The sequence below is a fragment of the Pseudoalteromonas sp. NZS100_1 genome (assembly GCF_015864285.1).
In the GTDB taxonomy this organism is placed as follows: Bacteria; Pseudomonadota; Gammaproteobacteria; order Enterobacterales; family Alteromonadaceae; genus Pseudoalteromonas; species Pseudoalteromonas arctica.
This window is the reverse complement of record NZ_JADYXN010000007.1, coordinates 35,332-53,897: the sequence shown is the minus strand read 5'-3', so window position 1 is coordinate 53,897 and position 18,566 is coordinate 35,332. Positions and strand designations below refer to the sequence as shown.

General features: G+C 38.7%; 15 protein-coding genes. 3 read left to right on the top strand and 12 right to left on the bottom strand.

Annotation, left to right across the window (positions count from 1 at the left end; genetic code table 11):
- Positions 1–3: 3 nt before the first annotated feature.
- Entirely contained in the window at positions 4–705 is a 702-nt protein-coding gene (locus I6F66_RS06840) for a TorF family putative porin (protein WP_165728043.1), read from the top strand.
- 123 nt (positions 706–828) lie between these two features.
- Here the strand turns inward: I6F66_RS06840 and I6F66_RS06835 are convergent, their stop codons facing one another.
- The 4 genes from I6F66_RS06835 to fdxA all read right to left on the bottom strand — a co-directional run bounded on the left by I6F66_RS06835 (position 829) and on the right by fdxA (position 6,139).
- Positions 829–2,739 (bottom strand): bifunctional diguanylate cyclase/phosphodiesterase, encoded by a 1,911-nt coding sequence (locus tag I6F66_RS06835; protein ID WP_197118924.1) that lies wholly within the window; start codon positions 2,737–2,739, stop codon positions 829–831.
- 211 nt (positions 2,740–2,950) lie between these two features.
- On the bottom strand, positions 2,951–3,409 hold the full coding sequence (locus I6F66_RS06830) for an Sbal_3080 family lipoprotein (RefSeq protein ID WP_197208969.1): 459 nt from the start codon (positions 3,407–3,409) through the stop codon (positions 2,951–2,953).
- A gap of 26 nt (positions 3,410–3,435) precedes the next feature.
- The gene (locus tag I6F66_RS06825; protein WP_197208968.1) at positions 3,436–5,679 is read right to left on the bottom strand and encodes a carbohydrate binding family 9 domain-containing protein; all 2,244 of its coding nucleotides are present in this window, start codon (positions 5,677–5,679) and stop codon (positions 3,436–3,438) included.
- Between the two features lie 136 nt (positions 5,680–5,815).
- Positions 5,816–6,139, bottom strand: coding sequence for a ferredoxin FdxA (gene fdxA, locus I6F66_RS06820; protein ID WP_002958626.1), 324 nt, complete (start codon positions 6,137–6,139; stop codon positions 5,816–5,818).
- 194 nt (positions 6,140–6,333) lie between these two features.
- On the opposite strand from fdxA, the gene I6F66_RS06815 reads away from it, so the two are divergent.
- On the top strand, positions 6,334–7,941 hold the full coding sequence (locus tag I6F66_RS06815) for an NAD(P)/FAD-dependent oxidoreductase (protein WP_024593013.1): 1,608 nt from the start codon (positions 6,334–6,336) through the stop codon (positions 7,939–7,941).
- Between the two features lie 95 nt (positions 7,942–8,036).
- Positions 8,037–9,536, top strand: coding sequence for an amidase family protein (locus tag I6F66_RS06810; RefSeq protein WP_197208967.1), 1,500 nt, complete (start codon positions 8,037–8,039; stop codon positions 9,534–9,536).
- 31 nt (positions 9,537–9,567) lie between these two features.
- Here the strand turns inward: I6F66_RS06810 and I6F66_RS06805 are convergent, their stop codons facing one another.
- From I6F66_RS06805 to I6F66_RS06770, 8 genes are all read right to left on the bottom strand, one after another.
- Positions 9,568–10,872: a DEAD/DEAH box helicase gene (locus I6F66_RS06805; protein ID WP_002958629.1), complete on the bottom strand. Its 1,305-nt coding sequence runs from the start codon at positions 10,870–10,872 to the stop codon at positions 9,568–9,570.
- Positions 10,873–10,962: 90 nt separating this feature from the next.
- Complete coding sequence (locus I6F66_RS06800) at positions 10,963–12,192, bottom strand: beta-ketoacyl-ACP synthase (RefSeq protein ID WP_197209017.1); 1,230 nt, start codon at positions 12,190–12,192, stop codon at positions 10,963–10,965.
- Positions 12,192–12,917 (bottom strand): 3-oxoacyl-ACP reductase FabG, encoded by a 726-nt coding sequence (gene fabG, locus I6F66_RS06795; protein WP_197208966.1) that lies wholly within the window; start codon positions 12,915–12,917, stop codon positions 12,192–12,194. The genes I6F66_RS06800 and fabG overlap by 1 nt, the downstream gene beginning before the upstream one ends.
- Entirely contained in the window at positions 12,914–13,369 is a 456-nt protein-coding gene (locus I6F66_RS06790; protein ID WP_024591752.1) for a hotdog family protein, read from the bottom strand. The genes fabG and I6F66_RS06790 overlap by 4 nt, the downstream gene beginning before the upstream one ends.
- Complete coding sequence (locus I6F66_RS06785) at positions 13,362–14,531, bottom strand: beta-ketoacyl-ACP synthase (protein ID WP_197161309.1); 1,170 nt, start codon at positions 14,529–14,531, stop codon at positions 13,362–13,364. The genes I6F66_RS06790 and I6F66_RS06785 overlap by 8 nt, the downstream gene beginning before the upstream one ends.
- Positions 14,528–15,088, bottom strand: a complete 561-nt coding sequence (locus tag I6F66_RS06780; RefSeq protein WP_007580804.1) for a DUF3261 domain-containing protein — start codon at positions 15,086–15,088, stop codon at positions 14,528–14,530. Before I6F66_RS06780 ends, I6F66_RS06785 begins: the two co-directional genes overlap by 4 nt.
- Positions 15,076–16,314 carry an NAD(P)/FAD-dependent oxidoreductase gene (locus tag I6F66_RS06775; RefSeq protein WP_197208965.1) on the bottom strand — a complete coding sequence of 413 codons (1,239 nt, stop codon included), beginning with the start codon at positions 16,312–16,314 and terminating at the stop codon, positions 15,076–15,078. The genes I6F66_RS06780 and I6F66_RS06775 overlap by 13 nt, the downstream gene beginning before the upstream one ends.
- A gap of 1 nt (position 16,315) precedes the next feature.
- Positions 16,316–18,556: an MMPL family transporter gene (locus I6F66_RS06770; protein WP_197208964.1), complete on the bottom strand. Its 2,241-nt coding sequence runs from the start codon at positions 18,554–18,556 to the stop codon at positions 16,316–16,318.
- Positions 18,557–18,566 lie beyond the last annotated feature (10 nt).

Genomic DNA, 18,566 nt, shown 5'->3' with positions numbered 1-18,566 from the left:
ATAATGAATAACAAACTAAAACAACTTGTAGTAGCACTACCATTTGCACTTTTATCAACGACTGCAGCAGCTGATTGGTCAACAACAATCACGGCAGCGTCTGACTACACTTTTAATGGTGTGAGCCAAACTGATAGCGACCCTGCAATTCAAGGTAGCTTAGACTACGCCTTTGATAGTGGTGTTTACGCAGGTGTATGGGCTTCAAATGTAGATTTTGGTGACGACACTGATTTTGAGCTTGATGCCTATGTAGGTAAGTATGTACAACTTGATGAGCAATTTAGCGTTGACTACGGTATTGCGTATTACACTTATCAAGGTAATAACAGCGATGGCAACTACGCTGAGGCTTACACTAAATTTGGTTTCGCAAGTGAGTACGGCCAAACTGAGCTTAATTTTTGGTACAGCTGGGATTACTTTGGTCAAGGTGGAGGCCATGTAATCTCAATGATTGCACACACCTATGAGCTGGCTCCAAATCATGCACTACGTGCAAGCTTTGATATTTCAAACTCGCTTGATGGACAAAAATGGGCGTGGGACGTAAACGAGAAAAAATCATACAACCATTACCGTTTAGCATATCAAACTAGTTATGAAGGGTTTGGTATTGAAGTGGCCGCTGAAAACACAAGCTTAGATTACGATTATGCTGATGAGCGTATCGTACTTGCTGTTTCACGCACATTTGATCTTTAATACAATAATTACTGATTAAACAAAAAATGCCACTCTACTTAGAGTGGCATTTTTATTTGTAAACTAACTAACTAACTAACTAACTAACTAACTAACTAACTAACTAACTAACTAACTAACTAACTAACTAACAATATCCCAAGCACTTGTACCCGATGCTGAAAGGTTACTGGTGTTATTGCGTAATACTTTATTACCTACATTAGCTGATGACTCAGGTCGGCTTACTAAATAACCCTGAACAGAACTCACACCCATTTTTTTAACAAGTTCAAACTGCCCTATTTCTTCAACGCCTTCAGCTACAATTTTAAGGCCAAGTTTTTGTCCAAGCTCACTAATTGTATTTAATATATCATTATATTTTTGGCTTTTATTAGCTTGAGCTATAAACGAGCGATCAATTTTAATAACATCAATTGGTAAATCTGCTAATGTGCTCAACGAGCTAAAACCTGTACCAAAGTCATCAATAGCAATAGTAATGCCCTCTTCTCTTAGCCTGCTCAGCTCTTTAATTATTTTAGGACTGGCTTTAATGAATGTTGATTCTGTAATTTCAAGCATTAAAGACGTAGCGGGTAAACCGGTTTTTTTGAGCTTCTTCATTATCCAATCATAAATGTCACGGTGCTTTAATTGAATGCCCGAAACATTTACTGATATTTTTACTTTACGCATACCTGCATTGTGCCATGCAGCCATTTGCCTACATGATTCAAGCATAATCCAATCGCCAAGTTCTAATATTAAATTAGACTCCTCTGCTATTGGAATAAATTCTGAAGGGGGGATCATGCCCTCAACTGGGTGGTCCCATCGGGTAAGTGCTTCGAAATAATCAATCATACAATCTTCAACATGCACAATTGGCTGAAAAGATAAGTAAAAATCTTTACACGCAACCGCTAAACGCAGCTCTTCAAGTAAATAATGGTAACGGCGCATTTTGTTACCCATTTCTGGCGAGTAAACTTTAAATATTCCCTTACCATCACTTTTAGCTCTATACATAGCTACATCGGCTAATTGTAAAAGCGCTTGAGGCGTTGATGCACTTTCTGGGTAAGCCGCAATACCAATACTGGCACTAATTTTTACTATTTTATTGCCAAGCACAAAGTCTTTTTCAAGCTCACTTAGCACATGCTTAGCAATTTCAACGACTCTGTCGCTATCATCAAGTAATTCTATAAAAATGGAGAACTCATCCCCTCCTAACCTTGATAAGTTTTGCTCTAATTGGTTAGCACTATTTATGTTACTTAATTTATGGTGGCGTAATACATTCGCAAGTCGGCTAGCAACTTGAACTAATATTTCATCACCAAAACTGTGACCAAACGAGTCGTTTACTTGTTTAAAACCATCAAGGTCTATAAACAGGAGCGCACACTTGAGATCTTCTTGATTAGCATGATTAATTTGTCTGTCGATATGTTCAATATATGCATGACGGTCAATTAATAACGTCAGTTTATCTTGGCATATACTGGTTTGAGTTTGTTTTACATAATTAGCCACATGCGTATTTAAACTATTTATTGATTGGCTTAAGCTGCTTACACCCAAAGGGTTCTCTGCCGGTTTTACTTGCAAATTAAATGCAGTGAGTAAGCTATTGGCTTGAAGATTAAGCTCCGCTATTTGATTTTTATAATGACGCTTTCTACGCTCTCTGCGTAAGTACAGGCCAGAACCAAATATTAAGATACATAAAAGTAAAAAATTAATAGGTGATGCAAGTGTCATTATAATTAACTTACTTGAATCAGCAGCTACAAACTGGGTGTCAGTGGTTTTAATAAGCAAAAAATCAGCTGTGGGCTGCTCAATTATATAGTGGCCATTTAAGATCGGATTATACCAAGGAGCCATATCAAGAGTGGTATTCGTTATTTCGAAATTTCGTATATCAATACTGGTACTAAATAAATTTATACGATTAATCTGATTCGTTAACTCTATGTTTATGCAAAAACAAAATAGAATTATGATTAGGAAAATAAAACCGAGCGGCTTAAGTTTACTCATAAAAAAAATCCATCTACTTTGCTTCTCCTATCAAACCTATTACCAAAAACGGATTATATCGCTTGCATTTAGTACTACGCAAGCATTGATATAATCCTAAGCCATTAGAATAACAAAAAATTGTAACAATAACGGATTAACTAATTATATTTGATATATAGTATAGGTGGGATTAACAAAAATAAACAAAAAGGTTCTAATTGTTTAAAATTTAATACATACCGTCAATAAGCTCTATAATTTTTTCTTCAGCGTCTATAAACTTATCCAATCCACCACCGGTGCGATAAGATGCTTGTGCTATTTTTTCATTCGTTTCAACGTCTTTAATCCAAATATTTGCGTATGCCATATAGAGCGCTATATCCCAACGCCAATTTGCTACGTAGTAAGCCACTGCATTACATCCTGTCGTATCCGCACCTGGTAATTCGGTCTGGTAGTCTTGGTGTTTCAATACATAATTGGCTGGAATTACCCGAGTTTCAACATCATGCTTTGCAAAACCTTTTTTCATTGCATCTATAACACCAGCTTTAACAGCCTCATGTTCAGCAATACATACTGTTTTAGGTATGTTTGTTTCAAATCGAGTAATGTCTTGCTTTGCAGCACAACCGGCCAAGGTGGCAACCATTGCTGCTGCAACTGTTATTTTTAACGTATTCATATTTATTCCTTTTTTATTTTTAATATTTAAAGCTGCCATGCATAGCTAACTTTTGTAAAAAATGTACGCTGATCTCGCTCAATATTTTTAAGAGAATCGTCTTGGTAACCTCTATCTGAGTAACCCAAATAAAACAGTGTTTGCGCATTAATTTTATATGAGTAAACAAGCTGGCTGCCGTAGTCTTTATTGATTTGACTAACTTGATAAAAGTAGGCGTTTTCGTCTCTATCAATATCTTCAAATTGTAAAATTAATTTAAGAATTGAACGCATACTAAATTTATAATGAAGTCTAAAGTCGACCAAGTTAGCAGTAAATACGCGATCCCCTTGCGGGTTATCTAATTGACTGTAGTTATGTTTTATATCGAGCTGCCAATGGTCGTTAATGTCCCACACCACTTGGGTTTGAGTGTCAAACGCGTCGCCTAATTGCTCATTTGCATAATCAATGCGGCTAGCGTATTCAATATATAACGAAAGCTTTAAATCTTTAGTGGGTTTAAAGCCCGTATAAATAAAACCAATATTTTGATTATAAAAATTGTCGTTATAGTTTTCATAGCGGTGCACTAAACCAATTTCAAAAATAGATTGCTTTTGGCCTTTAAAGCTTAAAAAGCCTTCGTATTCTTCTTCAAGTAAGTCGCCGTTTTGCGCCCACGTTTTATCCCAGTCAGCTTCGTATGACCATGAGGTAAGTAAATCAGATTCATCTCTGTACCATGTTTGTCCGCCACCAAAGCCTACTTTTTCATAATCGACTTTAGCTTGATAACCTAAATCAGTTCGGTAGTCCTGCCCAATATTTTCATAAGATGCAAATAATTTGTAATCACGTTTATCGCGGGTAAGTTCCAGGGCATATGCTTCATCTGACTGAGTTTCAGATAAGTTATAATTTTGAATTAAAAATTCAGAGTTACGTGTATCAGCAGATGATACTTGATACAAAAGAGTATCCGATTGATTAAACCAGTAGCTACCATCCACTGATAATACAGTGTTGTGATAGTCATCACTTTCTCTGTGCGTGCTTGAAAGGCCAATAGTACCCTGCTGACCTAGGTCATATTGATAACGCCCTGCGGCAGCATTCGTTTTTTCGTTTAAGCTTGCAAAGCCAGAGCCCTGATTCGTTGGCAGTAAAATATTACTATTGTCGTCATCAGCGAGCATTAACGCATAACTATGATCACCCGTTTTACCCGTTAATTTTGCACCTAAAGTAGGCTCTGCAATTGTACGTGTATATAAAAGCTCAAATAAGCTGCTTTTAAAGTAAGAAGCTCCATCTAAAAAGAAAGGACGTTTTTCAGCATAATAAATAGAAAAGGTTGTATTTACATCGAGCTCTAAAGAGTCTGTTTCTACTTGCGAAAAATCTGGGTTGATAGTCGCATTTAAAACAGCGTCCTTGGTTAAACCCCAGCGCAAATCTAAGCCCACTTCGGTATCTATATCGCCATTATCCCAGTTACCCGGTAATTCAGATTTATTATCGTTACGAAGTGCTGTCAATGTCGGTGTTAATTGAATATTTTTACTCGATTCAATATCGCTAAAACCCACTAACTTATCAAACTGACAAAGGCTACATTTTATATTTCTATCAAATCCCATATTTGATAGCTGATATAGCACATCTCGTTGGTAGTTTCTCATTACAGAAAAACCCCACGTTAGCTCATTTTTATTTTCAGGAAAACGCAGTGCTTTAAAAGGAATACGCATTTCAACAACATAACCTTTGTCGTTAATTTGTCCTGCGCTATCCCAAATAGCATTCCATGAGGTATCTGAGCTCCATCCATCGGTGTCGGTCATTCGTATATCGCCTTGTGCACCAAGGGGATTTACATGAAATTCATAACCACTGCGTTCATCATTAAATGTATCAATAACAAGAATGACTACGTCGTCTTCCCATAGCGTATCGCGATCACGAAGTGATGCACGAATTTGTTCAGGGTTTGGATCCTCTGCAATGAAGGCAACATATAAGTTTGTGCCATCTTCGTAAATAAAGGCATCAGTTTTTACAGGAGGTGTGCCTTTTTCGTTAGGCTCATCTTGGTAGAGTAGAGGTATACGTGTCGCATTTTGCCAGTGCACTTCATCCATAACACCATCAATAGTGATATTTGAATCAATACGAGATAAGGATACTTGCTGTTTACTAGCCGCTACATCAAGGCTTGAGAGTAATAAAACGAAACTTAAAAATAGGAAGGTAAACTTTTTTATTATAATTATAAAGTACTGCATAAACATCCATTTAGACTGTAATTACTCATAGGGAGTAACTTAAGCTGGGGATTGTAATTTATCCAGGTACATTTGTTAATACTTTGAAATAAAAAATTAACTATTTAATGATAAAGGAGTAACTAATTGTTACGTATTATGTTTCGAGTAGTTTAAGTTTATCGTCTATGCCATTCCATACATCAGCGTCCTCTGGTGCAGGTTTAACCTCTGTAATGCGCGGCCAGACCAGTGCAAGTTCAGCATTCAATTCAGTAAACTCTTTTTGAGATTCTGGTAATTCATCTTCTTGGTATATAGCATCAGCTGAACACTCAGGGACACATAAACCACAATCGATACAATCAATCGGGCTAATTGCTAAAAAATTAGGGCCTTCAAAAAATGCATCTGCTGGGCACACTGATACGCAATCGGTGTACTTACATTTTATACAATTTTCGGTGACTACAAACGCCATACTATTTTAATACCTAAGATTTTAAACAACAGTTGTGGATCATACCCATCCACTCCAAAAATACAATAAATAAGTGCCATATCACCCTATTTTAACGTAAAATACGCGCCTTATGTTTGCACACCCGTTGTGCCCTGCATCCCCTTATTGTGAGCGGTAATAATACCCCGCTATGACACCTAAAAGAGATATAAATGATACGTTTAACCGAAATAAAGCTGCCACTTGATCATGACGAAGATGCAATTGGTCAAGCAATTGTAAATAAACTAAAAATCCAACCAGAACAATTGCACAGTTTTAATGTGTTTAAGCGTGGTTATGATGCACGTAAAAAATCAGCTATTTTACTGATTTATACACTCGATATAGAAGTTGATAACGAAGCCGAGCTACTCGCGGCATTTGAAAAAGACCAACATGTAAAAGTAGCGCCAGACACAAACTATAAATTTGTAGCCCAAGCCAGCGAAAATATAACAGAGCGCCCTGTTGTGATTGGTTTTGGCCCTTGTGGTTTATTTGCAGGCTTATTACTTGCTCAAATGGGCTTTAATCCCATTATATTAGAGCGCGGTAAAGAGGTACGTGAACGTACAAAAGACACGTTTGGCTTTTGGCGTAAACGCACACTTAATACCGAATCAAATGTACAATTTGGTGAAGGTGGCGCAGGTACATTCTCAGACGGTAAGTTATACAGCCAAGTAAAGGATCCAAAACATTACGGTCGTAAAGTCATTACTGAATTTGTAGAAGCAGGCGCACCCGATGAAATTTTATACGTAAGTAAGCCACACATTGGTACGTTTAAACTTGTCACCATGATTGAAAAAATGCGCGCTCGTATAATAGAACTAGGCGGCGAAATTCGCTTTAGCACACGTGTTGACGATATTCATTTAGACGACGGGCAAGTAACAGGTTTAACGCTTTCAAATGGCGAGCAACTAAACACTCGCCATGTTGTATTAGCCGTTGGTCACAGCGCACGTGACACGTTTGATATGATCCACAAAAAAGGGATTTATGTTGAAGCAAAGCCATTCTCAGTCGGTTTTAGAATCGAACATAAACAATCAATGATCGATGAATGTCGTTTTGGTACAAATGCAGGAAACCCAATTTTAGGCTCTGCCGATTATAAACTTGTTCATCATTGCGACAATGGCCGCACAGTTTACAGCTTTTGTATGTGCCCAGGTGGCACAGTAGTCGCTGCAACCTCTGAAAAGGGCCGCGTTGTTACCAACGGTATGAGCCAATATTCACGAAGTGAGCGCAACGCTAACAGCGCTATTGTGGTAGGCATATCACCGGAGCAAGATTTCCCAGGTAATCCACTTGCTGGAATAGACTTACAACGTAAACTTGAAGAGCAAGCGTATGAGCTTGGTGGTAGCAACTACGATGCACCAGCCCAGTTAATTGGCGACTTTTTGAAAGGTAAATCATCAGAAAACTTAGGTGAAGTACAACCCTCTTACACACCCGGTATTAAGTTAACTGACTTGAGTAAAGTGCTACCACAATTTGCTATTGATGCCCTTCGCGAAGCGATACCAGCGTTTAATAAACAAATTCGTGGCTTTTCAACTAACGACGGTTTACTAACCGGCGTTGAAACACGTACTTCGTCGCCTATTAGTATTAAGCGTGATAAAACATTCCAAAGTATTAACACCAAAGGGCTTTACCCTGCAGGTGAAGGCGCAGGCTACGCGGGCGGTATTTTATCAGCGGGTATTGATGGTATTAAAGCGGCTGAAGCGGTCGCACTGTCTATGTTAGAAAACGCTTAAACCTCTTTTTTAAGCCGTTTATCGAAAAGCCTCACTTTGTGAGGCTTTTTTGTGCTAAATGTATAGAAAATAATAACACCTCAAGCACCTCAACAATGATCAAAACATTTACCTTTTCGTTGCTTAGTGTATTAGCAATTTTTAACGCTAAAGCACAAGAGCTAAAAACCATCGATGAAATTCACAGTGCATATAAAAATAATTCTATTAATGCACAGCAACTCACCCAAAATTATATAGACCGAATTAATAAACTTAATCCACACTATAATGCGGTTATTAGTTTAGAGCCTACAGCTATTGCTCAAGCTAAAACGTTAGATGAACTTGCCGCCAAAGGCACGTGGGCAGGTCCGTTACACGGCATACCTGTACTTCTTAAAGATAATATAGAAACTAAAGGCACACTTCCCACAACGGCTGGCTCTTTAGCACTTAAAAATAACGTTACTGATAATGATGCTTTTGTTGTTAAACAACTACGTAATGCGGGCGCTATAATTTTAGGTAAAGCTAATTTAAGTGAGTGGGCAAATTTTCGTTCATCCTATTCATCTTCAGGCTGGAGTGCCGTAGGCGGACAAACACATAATGCGCACGATGTAACACGTAACCCATGTGGTTCTAGCGCAGGTTCTGCTGTTGCGGTAGCACTTAACTTTGCGCCTATAGCATTAGGGACTGAAACAGACGGTTCAATTACGTGCCCTGCCTCAGTAAATGGAGTTTATGCAATAAAACCGAGTATGGGCCAAGTATCACGCTCAGGCGTTGTGCCTCTTTCAAGTAGCCAAGATTCAGTAGGGCCGATGGCGCATTCACTTAAAGATTCGCTGCTGGTTTTATCTGTTTTGCAAGGTGAAGACTCCCTTGATGCGACAACTACAGGGTTTGAATTAAAAACAGGTAATATAAAATCAAAATCGTCACTTATTATTGGTGCACTACCTAGCGACAAATTTACAGTTGAAACGCAGCGCCTTTATGCCAAGCAGTTACAAGCATTACAACAGGCTGGACACACTGTTATAAATGTAGATATTACTGATAACTTAGATACGCTATTTGTTGATGAATACTATATTTTACTTTATGACTTCAAAGCCGAAATTAATCACTACCTCGCAAGCACTCCAACACAAGTGGCTGTTAAAAGCCTAAAAGCACTTATTAATTTTAATATTCAAAATAAAAAAACAGAAATGCCCCATTTTGAGCAAGATATCCTAGTTCAATCACAGGCCATTGATTTAACTAACAAACAAAAATACCAAGAGACTAAAGAACGCTATCGCACTTTAGCAACGACAGCCATTGTTAATGTATATAAAAACAACAAGCTTGATATTGTTATAGCGCCTACAGTATCCCCCGCCTGGAAAACTGACTTAGTTAATGGTGATAATTTTAATGGCAGTAGTAGTTCGTTATCTGCTATTGCTGGCACAACGCACATAACCCTACCGGTCGGAAAAGTAAGTGGTTTACCGGTTGGTTTGTCCATAATAGCAAATAAAGAGGACGAGCAAGCGGCTTATTTATACGCAAACATTATTGATGAGGTGTTATCACCAGGCACAAAAAAACCTGAGTAAACTCAGGTTTTTTTAAACTAAACGGCGTTAACTATGACTTTTTAAGTGACAGTTTTTCGCCTTTTAAGCTTTTACGAACGCTTGAAATACGTGAGCGATTTACTGCTCTCGCTTCACCGGTTGCTTGTCCTGATAACTTGTTAGAACGTGTACGGCGTAAATGCGCTGGTTTTTTACCAATTTTATCAATTAGTACTTCACGGTTACTTACTTCGTAACCTTCTAAATATACACGTTTGATTTTTTGGCCGATTAGCGTTTCAATTTCAAACAAAGTGTTTTCTTCTTCGCGGCTAACAAATGAGATTGCTTGGCCTTGGCGACCAGCACGACCTGTACGGCCAATACGGTGAACGTAATCTTCTGCAAGCCATGGTAAATCAATATTAATTACACGAGGTAAGCCATCAATATCAATACCACGAGCAGCGACTTCTGTAGCCACTAATACACGTACCTTGCCTTCTTTAAATTCACGTAAAGCACGACGACGGTTACCTTGAGATTTATCACCGTGGCAAACGCCTGCCGGGATACCATCAAGGTTAAGCTCTTTAACTAGCTCATCAGCTGTTTCTTTCATGTTTACGAAGACAAGCACTTGTTGCCAGTTTTTCTTACCAATCAATTCAGAAAGTAGCTCTTGCTTACGACGTTCTTCAACTGGGTAAACAACATGCTCAACGGTGCTTGCTGTACTGTTAGTTTGATCAACACGCACTATTTCAGCTTGTTTCAATACTTTAGATGCAAATTGTTTAATTGCTGCAGGGAATGTAGCAGAGAAAAGTAAAATCTGGCGCTCTTCTGCACAGCTTTTAATAACGTTTTGCATATCTTCAATAAAGCCCATATCAAGCATACGGTCAGCTTCATCAAGAACAAGGTGCTTAACACTTGCAAGGCTTAAGTTACCTAAACGAATATGATCAAATAAACGACCTGGCGTTGCAACAACAATATCTACACCTTCTTTTAAAGCATTTGCTTGGCCGGCAGTGCTAACACCACCAAATAAGCTAACGACTTTAAGCGATGTATGCTTTGCAAAATCTCTAAAATTATTTGCAATTTGTTCTGCAAGTTCACGCGTTGGAGCAAGTACTAATGCATGAGGTGCATTAGTTGTGCTGAGTTCAGACTCAACCAATTTTTGGATGATAGGTAAAGCAAACGCGGCAGTTTTGCCGGTACCAGTTTGTGCACTGGCTAAAACGTCTTTACCTTTACGAACAGCAGGAATTGCTGCGCGCTGAATGGGCGTAAGGGTGTGATAGTTAAGTTCGTCCAACGCCTGGATGATTTCAGGAGCGAAACTAAAAGATTTAAAATTCATGCTGTATAACCTACGGCCACATTATCAAGGGTCGCAAATTATACAGTAAAAACGAGCTAACAGTTAGTCATAACTTATCTTTTAACGTGTTTAATCTACTTTATAGCGTTTAAATATTAAAGAGGTGTTAATACCACCAAACGCAAAGTTATTACTCATCACGTAATCGGTATTAATCTCACGCCCTTGATGCCTTATATAATCAAGCTGAGCACATTCGTCATCAACGTTATCTAAATTAATTGTTGGTGCAAACCAGTTATCAGCCATCATATTAATGCTTGCCCATGCTTCTATTGCACCACAAGCACCTAATGTATGCCCCAAATAACTTTTTAACGAGCTAATAGGTTTGCTGCCCAATGCTTTAAACGTTGCGTGAGACTCGGCAATATCACCTTTATCTGTTGATGTACCATGAGCATTAACGTAACCAATTTTTTCTGGGTCTAAATTGGCATCTTGCAGTGCCATTTCTATCGCTAGTTGCATTGTTTTTGATGTTGGTTGAGTAACGTGCTGTCCATCAGAATTACAACCAAAACCAACCACCTCAGCTAATATTGTTGCTCCGCGCGCTTTTGCATGTTCGTATTCTTCTAAAATAAGTGTACCCGCGCCTTCGCCTATCACTAAGCCATCGCGATTTTTATCAAAAGGTCTTGGTGTTTGTTTTGGTGTTTCATTTTTTGTAGATGTTGCATAAAGCGTATCAAATACGGCGGCTTCAGTAATACATAACTCTTCAGCTCCACCAGCCACCATTATTTTTTGTCGGCCAAACTTAATCGCTTCATAGGCGAAGCCTATTCCTTGAGATCCCGATGTACAAGCAGAGCTTGTTGTTATAACACGCCCTTTTAAACCAAAAAACACACCAACATTTACAGGGGCAGTATGCGCCATCATTTTAATGTAACTCGTGGCTGTTACACCTGACATCGACCCCGTTTCCATCATATTTGCAAAGGCGAGTAGTGGCTCAGTAGAGCCCGTAGATGAGCCATACGCTATGCCCGTAGAGCCATCTGTTAGACTGTCGTGCTCGAGTAGTTTGGCTTGTTCAAGTGCGCATTCAGTAGCACGAGTTGACATAAGTGACACTCGCCCCATTGAACGGATTTGTTTACGTTTGTAATGACTTGGTCGCTCAAAGTGTTTAACTGGCGCGGCTAAACGAGTATTGAGGTCGTCAGCTATATCCCACTCTGGCATAGTAACAACAGCATTTTCGCCTTTAATTAAGGCTTGTTTGAATTCAGTCCAATCATCGCCCAATGCAGTGACCACCGACATCCCTGTTACAACAACGCGTTTGATCAAACCATGCCACCATTAACCGAAATCACTTGGCGTGTTATGTAAGCTGCATCATCAGACATTAAAAAAGCGACTGTTCCCGCAACTTCTTTAACGCTCCCCATTCGTTTAAGGGGTATCATTTTCATCATTTCATCAATAGGTAATTCATCAGTCATCGCGGTTTCTATTAAACCTGGTGCCACACAATTAACTGTGATTTTGCGTTTTGCCAATTCTAATGCAAGTGCTTTAGTGGCCCCAATAATACCGGCTTTTGCTGCACTATAATTTACTTGTCCTCGGTTACCTGCAATACCTGACACCGATGACATTGTAATTATTCGCCCACCTTTACGGCTTTGTACCATAGGCATTACAGTTGGGTGTACTACATTATAAAACCCATCAAGGCCTGTACGTATTACACAATCCCAGTCTTCCCCTTGCATAGCAGGAAATGCCATATCGTTAGTAATACCTGCATTACACACCACGCCATAATAAGCGCCATGCTGAGCTATATCTTCTATTATTTGTGCTTTGGCCTGCTCTCTGTCGCATACATCAAATTGTAATAAACTGGTGGCTCTACCTAATGCATTAATTTCATCGCATGTTGCTTTAGCTTGCTCAACACCCGCTCTGCAATGTACGGCAATATCAAACCCTTGCTCAGCAAGTTTTAACGCAATAGCTTTACCAATACCACGGCTTGAACCCGTAACTAAAATTCTTTTTGTCATTGATTTTCTCTTATAAATTCCAACGGGTTTTCAGGCTGAAATACATTAATTTTTGCTTGGCAAAGTAGGGTTTCACACACGAGTATTTGGCATTCAAATACACTTAAACCTGACTCTTCTTGATATAGCTTTTTCACTTCAATAGTCAGCTTACTGCCGTTTTTAAAACACGGTTGATAAGTTTGATATTTTCGCGTGCCAATTAAAAAACCAATTTTTACAGGTTTATTTTCATCATTCGCTAACGCACCAGCGTAAGCGGCAATAGACTGCGCCATGTACTCAACACCAATATAGCTAGGTACGCCGTTAATTGCAGGACTAAAAAAAGGGCTTTGCTCAGTGATAGTAACGCCGCATTGAGCTTCATCTTCGCTGTGTGTTAAAAGGCTATCTATTAAAATCATAGGCGCATCATGCGGGACTACTTGCTCTATAGGGTAATTAGTCAACGTTAACTCCCAATATTAAGCTGGCATTATTACCGCCAAACGCAAATGAATTAGATAAGCAATATTTAAGAGCGGGCTTAAACGCTTGTTTTATTATTTTTATATCAGCCAAATCACTGCCTTCTTTAATCGCGTTATACGGCAGCATATGTTGGCCGCTGTCTTTTAATAATAACCAACATATACCGGCTTCAATGGCGCCTGCAGCACCAAGAGTATGCCCTGTTAAATGCTTACTTGAGCTAAGCGGGGTATTGTTGCCAAACACGCGATTAATTGCAAGTGCTTCCATTTCGTCATTTTTTACAGTAGCCGTACCGTGAGCGTTAATATAATCAATATCACCACAGGATAACTTTGCACTTTTTAGTGCTTTTTCCATTGAGGCTTGGGCGCCCATCCCATTAGGATCGGGGGCTGACATATGATGCGCATCTGAGCTTTCGCCACTGCCTAGTAACATAACGCCGTTATTTGTTATTGGCTTATTTTTAGTCATTACAAATAAAGCGGCCCCTTCACCAATATTAATGCCGTCTCTGGTGCTAGAAAAAGGCTGGCATAAACCCGAGCTTAAAGAAGCGAGCGAGTCAAAGCCATTAATTGTTAATTGGCACAAACTATCCGCACCACCACAAATTACCACATCGGCTAAATCAGCATTTAGCAAAGCTCGGGCGCTAATTAACGCTTTGCTACTCGACGTGCACGCAGTAGAAATACTGTAACAAGGCCCTAGAGCCCCTATTTTATGTGCAATATAATGAGCGGGTGTTGCTAACTCTTGATCACTGTAACTAAAGTCATCAGGCCAGAGTTTTGTACTTTCATAGCTTTTACGCGCTCTTTCGCCATCATGAATACCTGATGTACTAGTACCCATTACAATTGCGATACGCGACTTATTAATATGCGAAAGTTTATCTAAGGTTGGCTTAATCTGCTCTAAAGCTAGATCAATAAATGTATTGATACGTTTATTATTTGATAAAGCAATAGACTGAACTTGCCCGACATACAGCGGAGTTTGCTCAGCACTTAAACTTTTATTTAAAGTTAATAAAGGAGTTGCAGGGTTATATTTATTTAAGCTTGTTGTGGTTGCATCTTGGCCTATGCCCATCGCACTCACAATGCCTAAATCATTCAGCCAATATGTCACTGTTCTACCTTTTTAAATGTTATTTGATACTGATGTAAAATATTGTTCAACGTTGTCGACTCATCACTATAGTCAATGGTGATAAATGTACCCTCATCGTTAAATACCTGCCGATTAGAGCCAACCTGCTCTATTAAAGCACCCTCTAACTGCTTTTGTAAAAATGCTACTGGCCAATGTACTAATGCAATATCCGCCAAAATATAATGAGGGTCTATCCCTTCTACCGCCAGCATATTTCGTGTTTTTACTGGGCCATTTAAAGGTTTTTCAAGCTCCATAATCGGAAAGCCTTGCACTGTCATTAACAATAACTTAATTGCACCTTTGTCATTTATAGCTAATTGGGCAAATACAGTGTGTGTTTTTTGCTGATTCGTAATATACAAAACATGCTGCCAAGACTTATCAAACATTTGTGCTGGCACGCTATTAATATTTAATTGAATATTAGGTGATAGATACACTCTATTTTTAGATGCTGTAAAACTCGTACATGCGCTCAATACAGCAAATATAAATACACTACACACCGCATACTTAATTAATTTTGACATAACTGAGCCAACACATTTAAACGGCGTTCACTTTGTGCAACAAATGGGTTATTTGTATCCCATGCGTAACCCGCTAAAATAGCACTAATCATTTCTCGCACCTGAGTATTTTGTTCAGAGTAAAATATCACATCCTGAAAACGCGTATCGTACCACCCTGTTACAAATGTTCTAAAACAATCGACCCCAGCTTGTAATGGCTGTGCGTAGTGAGCGTCAAAATCGACGACTTCGTTTTTTAAATAGCGATCAACAAGTGGGGCAATTAAATTTGCAGATTTGAGTGCAATTGTTACACCTGATGAAAATACCGGGTCTAAAAATTCCCCCGCATTACCCAATAAAGCAAAGTGCTTACCATGTAACTTACTCACATTTGCCGAGTAGCCTTTTATATTTTTTGCTGGAGTTAATAACTCACGCTGTGCTAACAGTGTTTTTAAATAAGGGTCTTGCTCTATAAATTGATTTAGTAAATCGCTAGATTCATCATCATTAAAACGCTCTGACTGCGCCACAACCCCAATACTCGCAGTACCATCACTAAAGGGAATAAGCCAATACCACACGTCTGAATATTGAGGGTGTACGGTAATCAAAATTTTATTTCGATCGAAGCTTGTATCACTAATATTGTCTTTAAAGTGACTAAAATAAGCGCTTCGAACAGGAAAGTTAGAAGGAAGCTCTAAATCTAACAATTTTGGTAATACACGCCCAAAGCCACTTGCGTCCAATACAAATCGGGCATTAACGCGATAAGCTTGCTGCTGTTCATTGTGTACCACTAATGATGCACCATTTGGCTCATCACAGTAGTCAACCACCGTGTGCTTATATCTGATTTCTACGCCTTGTCCTTGTGCTTTGTCTGCTAATAATTTGTCAAAGTCGGCTCTTTTCACTTGATACGTAGTGCCTGGGCCTTTAGTAAATTTTTCAGTGAAATTTATAGTTGTATTTTGCCCTGCCCGATGAAAAGCAGCGCCATCTTTAAACTGAAAACCTAAAGCCGCTGCATTGTCATGTAGTGTATCGATTAAACCCGCGTCTTCTAAGTACGCCATACATTGCGGCAGTAAGCTTTCACCAATTGAAAAACGTGGAAACACCTGCTGTTCAAGTACCAGTACCCGCCATCCCTTTTGAACTAAAAGACTACTAGCCAATGCACCCGAAGGCCCAGCGCCAATAACAACAACATCGTACTGCTCAAGGTTATTCAAATTATTGTTCCTTTTGAGGCTTTAAAACACTCAGCGGTGATAAAAAGTAAATAGCTAAAATCCCTACCATTACACTCAGCCCAAAGCTAAAAATAGCGGGTGTATCAGATGCACTCAACATGCCAAATACCCACATAGATGACGCAGCCGATAAGCTAATCGCTAACACATTTTTGGGCTCTAACTTATTTATTTGATAAAAAACGAGGTAATCAATTGCTAAGGCAATAACAAGTAACGCACCGAGTAAATTAAATAACGACAAGCTACCTTGAATCGCATTACATACCCAAAGCATGCTCAACACCACAACAGATAAAATGGTCACCTGCAGCAGCGCTATCTTAATCGTAAATCGCCAACTAAAAAGCAGCCAACTAATAAAACCCGCAAACACTAGGCTTAATAGTAAATATTCACGGTAATCACTTAATAAAGCACTAATTTGTTTAGGTTTATTATAAATATAAACACCTTTACTTTTTTCAACTTCATTAATTAATTGATCAGATGAAATACCCGAAATAGACATCCACGTTATCGATTGTTCTGACTCAACAACCATTTGAGAAAGCAGTAATGGTTTAAATGTACTCGTGGCGAGTGTTTTATAAGTTAATAACGGTGCCTTTGTACTTGTTAACGCTTGCCCTGTAACGCGCTCTGCAATATCCAAAGTCCCTTTATTTTTAGCCTGTTCAAACAAGGCTTGGTTATCGCTCTGCTTTTGTAAACTAGGCAACCAATGGCTAATGCTATTATGTTTAAAATTAGGGTTTAGTTGGGTTAAGCGTTTTAAAAATTGCTCTTGTTTTTGTAAAAGTGCTTCGTCGCTATCTGCAAACATAAAAACAATTTGGCTATCCCATTGCCCAAGTAATAACAAATGCTTTTTTTCGTTTAGCATTAAATGTTCGGAGCTTGCATTTAATAGCTTTACATCATCATTAAAGCTAATGGGTTTTATTAAAAATAACGCACTTATAAGGGCTAATAACGTAATGAGTATCGGTTTTTTTAAACTATTGCAGTATAAAAAAACCTTAATGAGTTTTTGACTCATCAATAAACTCGAAGGCGATAACCTGAGTGTAGATTGCCACAATGGCAAAACTAAAACTGTAAATAGCCAAGCACTCACTAAACCCGCAATAACAAACACGCCAACTTGAGATAATAACGTTAGTGGCGCACCTAGCAAGCAACAATAACCCAACGTAGTCGTAATAAGAGACAATAAAAGCGCAGATTGTGTCCCTTTGCTGTAGCCTTTTTCATGCTCTTTTTTGGCTAAATCAGTCATACCATGAAATGCATAATCAATGGCAATACCAATCAAGGTAACTGCAAAAACAAGCGTTAATAAATGAATAGTCTTAAACAGCAACACCATAGCGATAGCGCCGCCAATAAGTGCACTCAGTACGGTAAAGCTTGCTAATAAAATACTGTTTAAACGCCTAAACACCCAAAATACCATAGCAATAAGGGCTAATAAGCTAATGCCACCAAACAGGCTCATCTCGTATTTAGCTTGTTTAGCATTTTCAGCCGTATGAAATAGCACACCAGAGTAAGTAATGCTTAAATCAGGGTAGGTTTTATTAAGTATATTGATTTGTTTAATTATCGCGCCAGCTAAATCAATTGATTTATTAACCCCTAAATTTTCGGGCGCTAAGTTTGCCAAAATGACACGGTATTCAACGCCTTTTAAACGTCGAGTTAAACGACCTTGTTCAAGCGTAAACAATTGGCTTTGTTTTAAGTTATCTTCTATAAATGCCGCTAGGCTCAAACTTGTATCTTTGCTTAAGGTAGCACTTACAAATGGGTTGCCTAACTGATTTAATTGCTCAAGGTAATAATGTTCAAACGTTGTTTTTTTGCTTAATGTTTGCTTGTAAGTATCACTTAATAACGCATGTTTGAAAGGTGAGAATGTTTGCGCTAAATCGTTAACGGACGGAAAGTTAAATGTGCTTTTAATTGCATTATCGTCGAGCCATTTTTGGAAATCATCAAATGCTTTATTTTTATTATTTCCTGCAAACGAGAACATAATACGGTTAGCATTTTGCTGAAAAAAAACATCTTCCGCATGTGCAATTTGGGAGTGCGACTTTGGCAATAAGCTAAACATATCGGCGCTAAACGTTGGTTTAGACAGCCAAAAAGCTGCAGCAAAAAGTAAAATTAAACTGCTAAACCACCCTACAATAACGGTAATTCGTTTTGTCACTGCACTATTC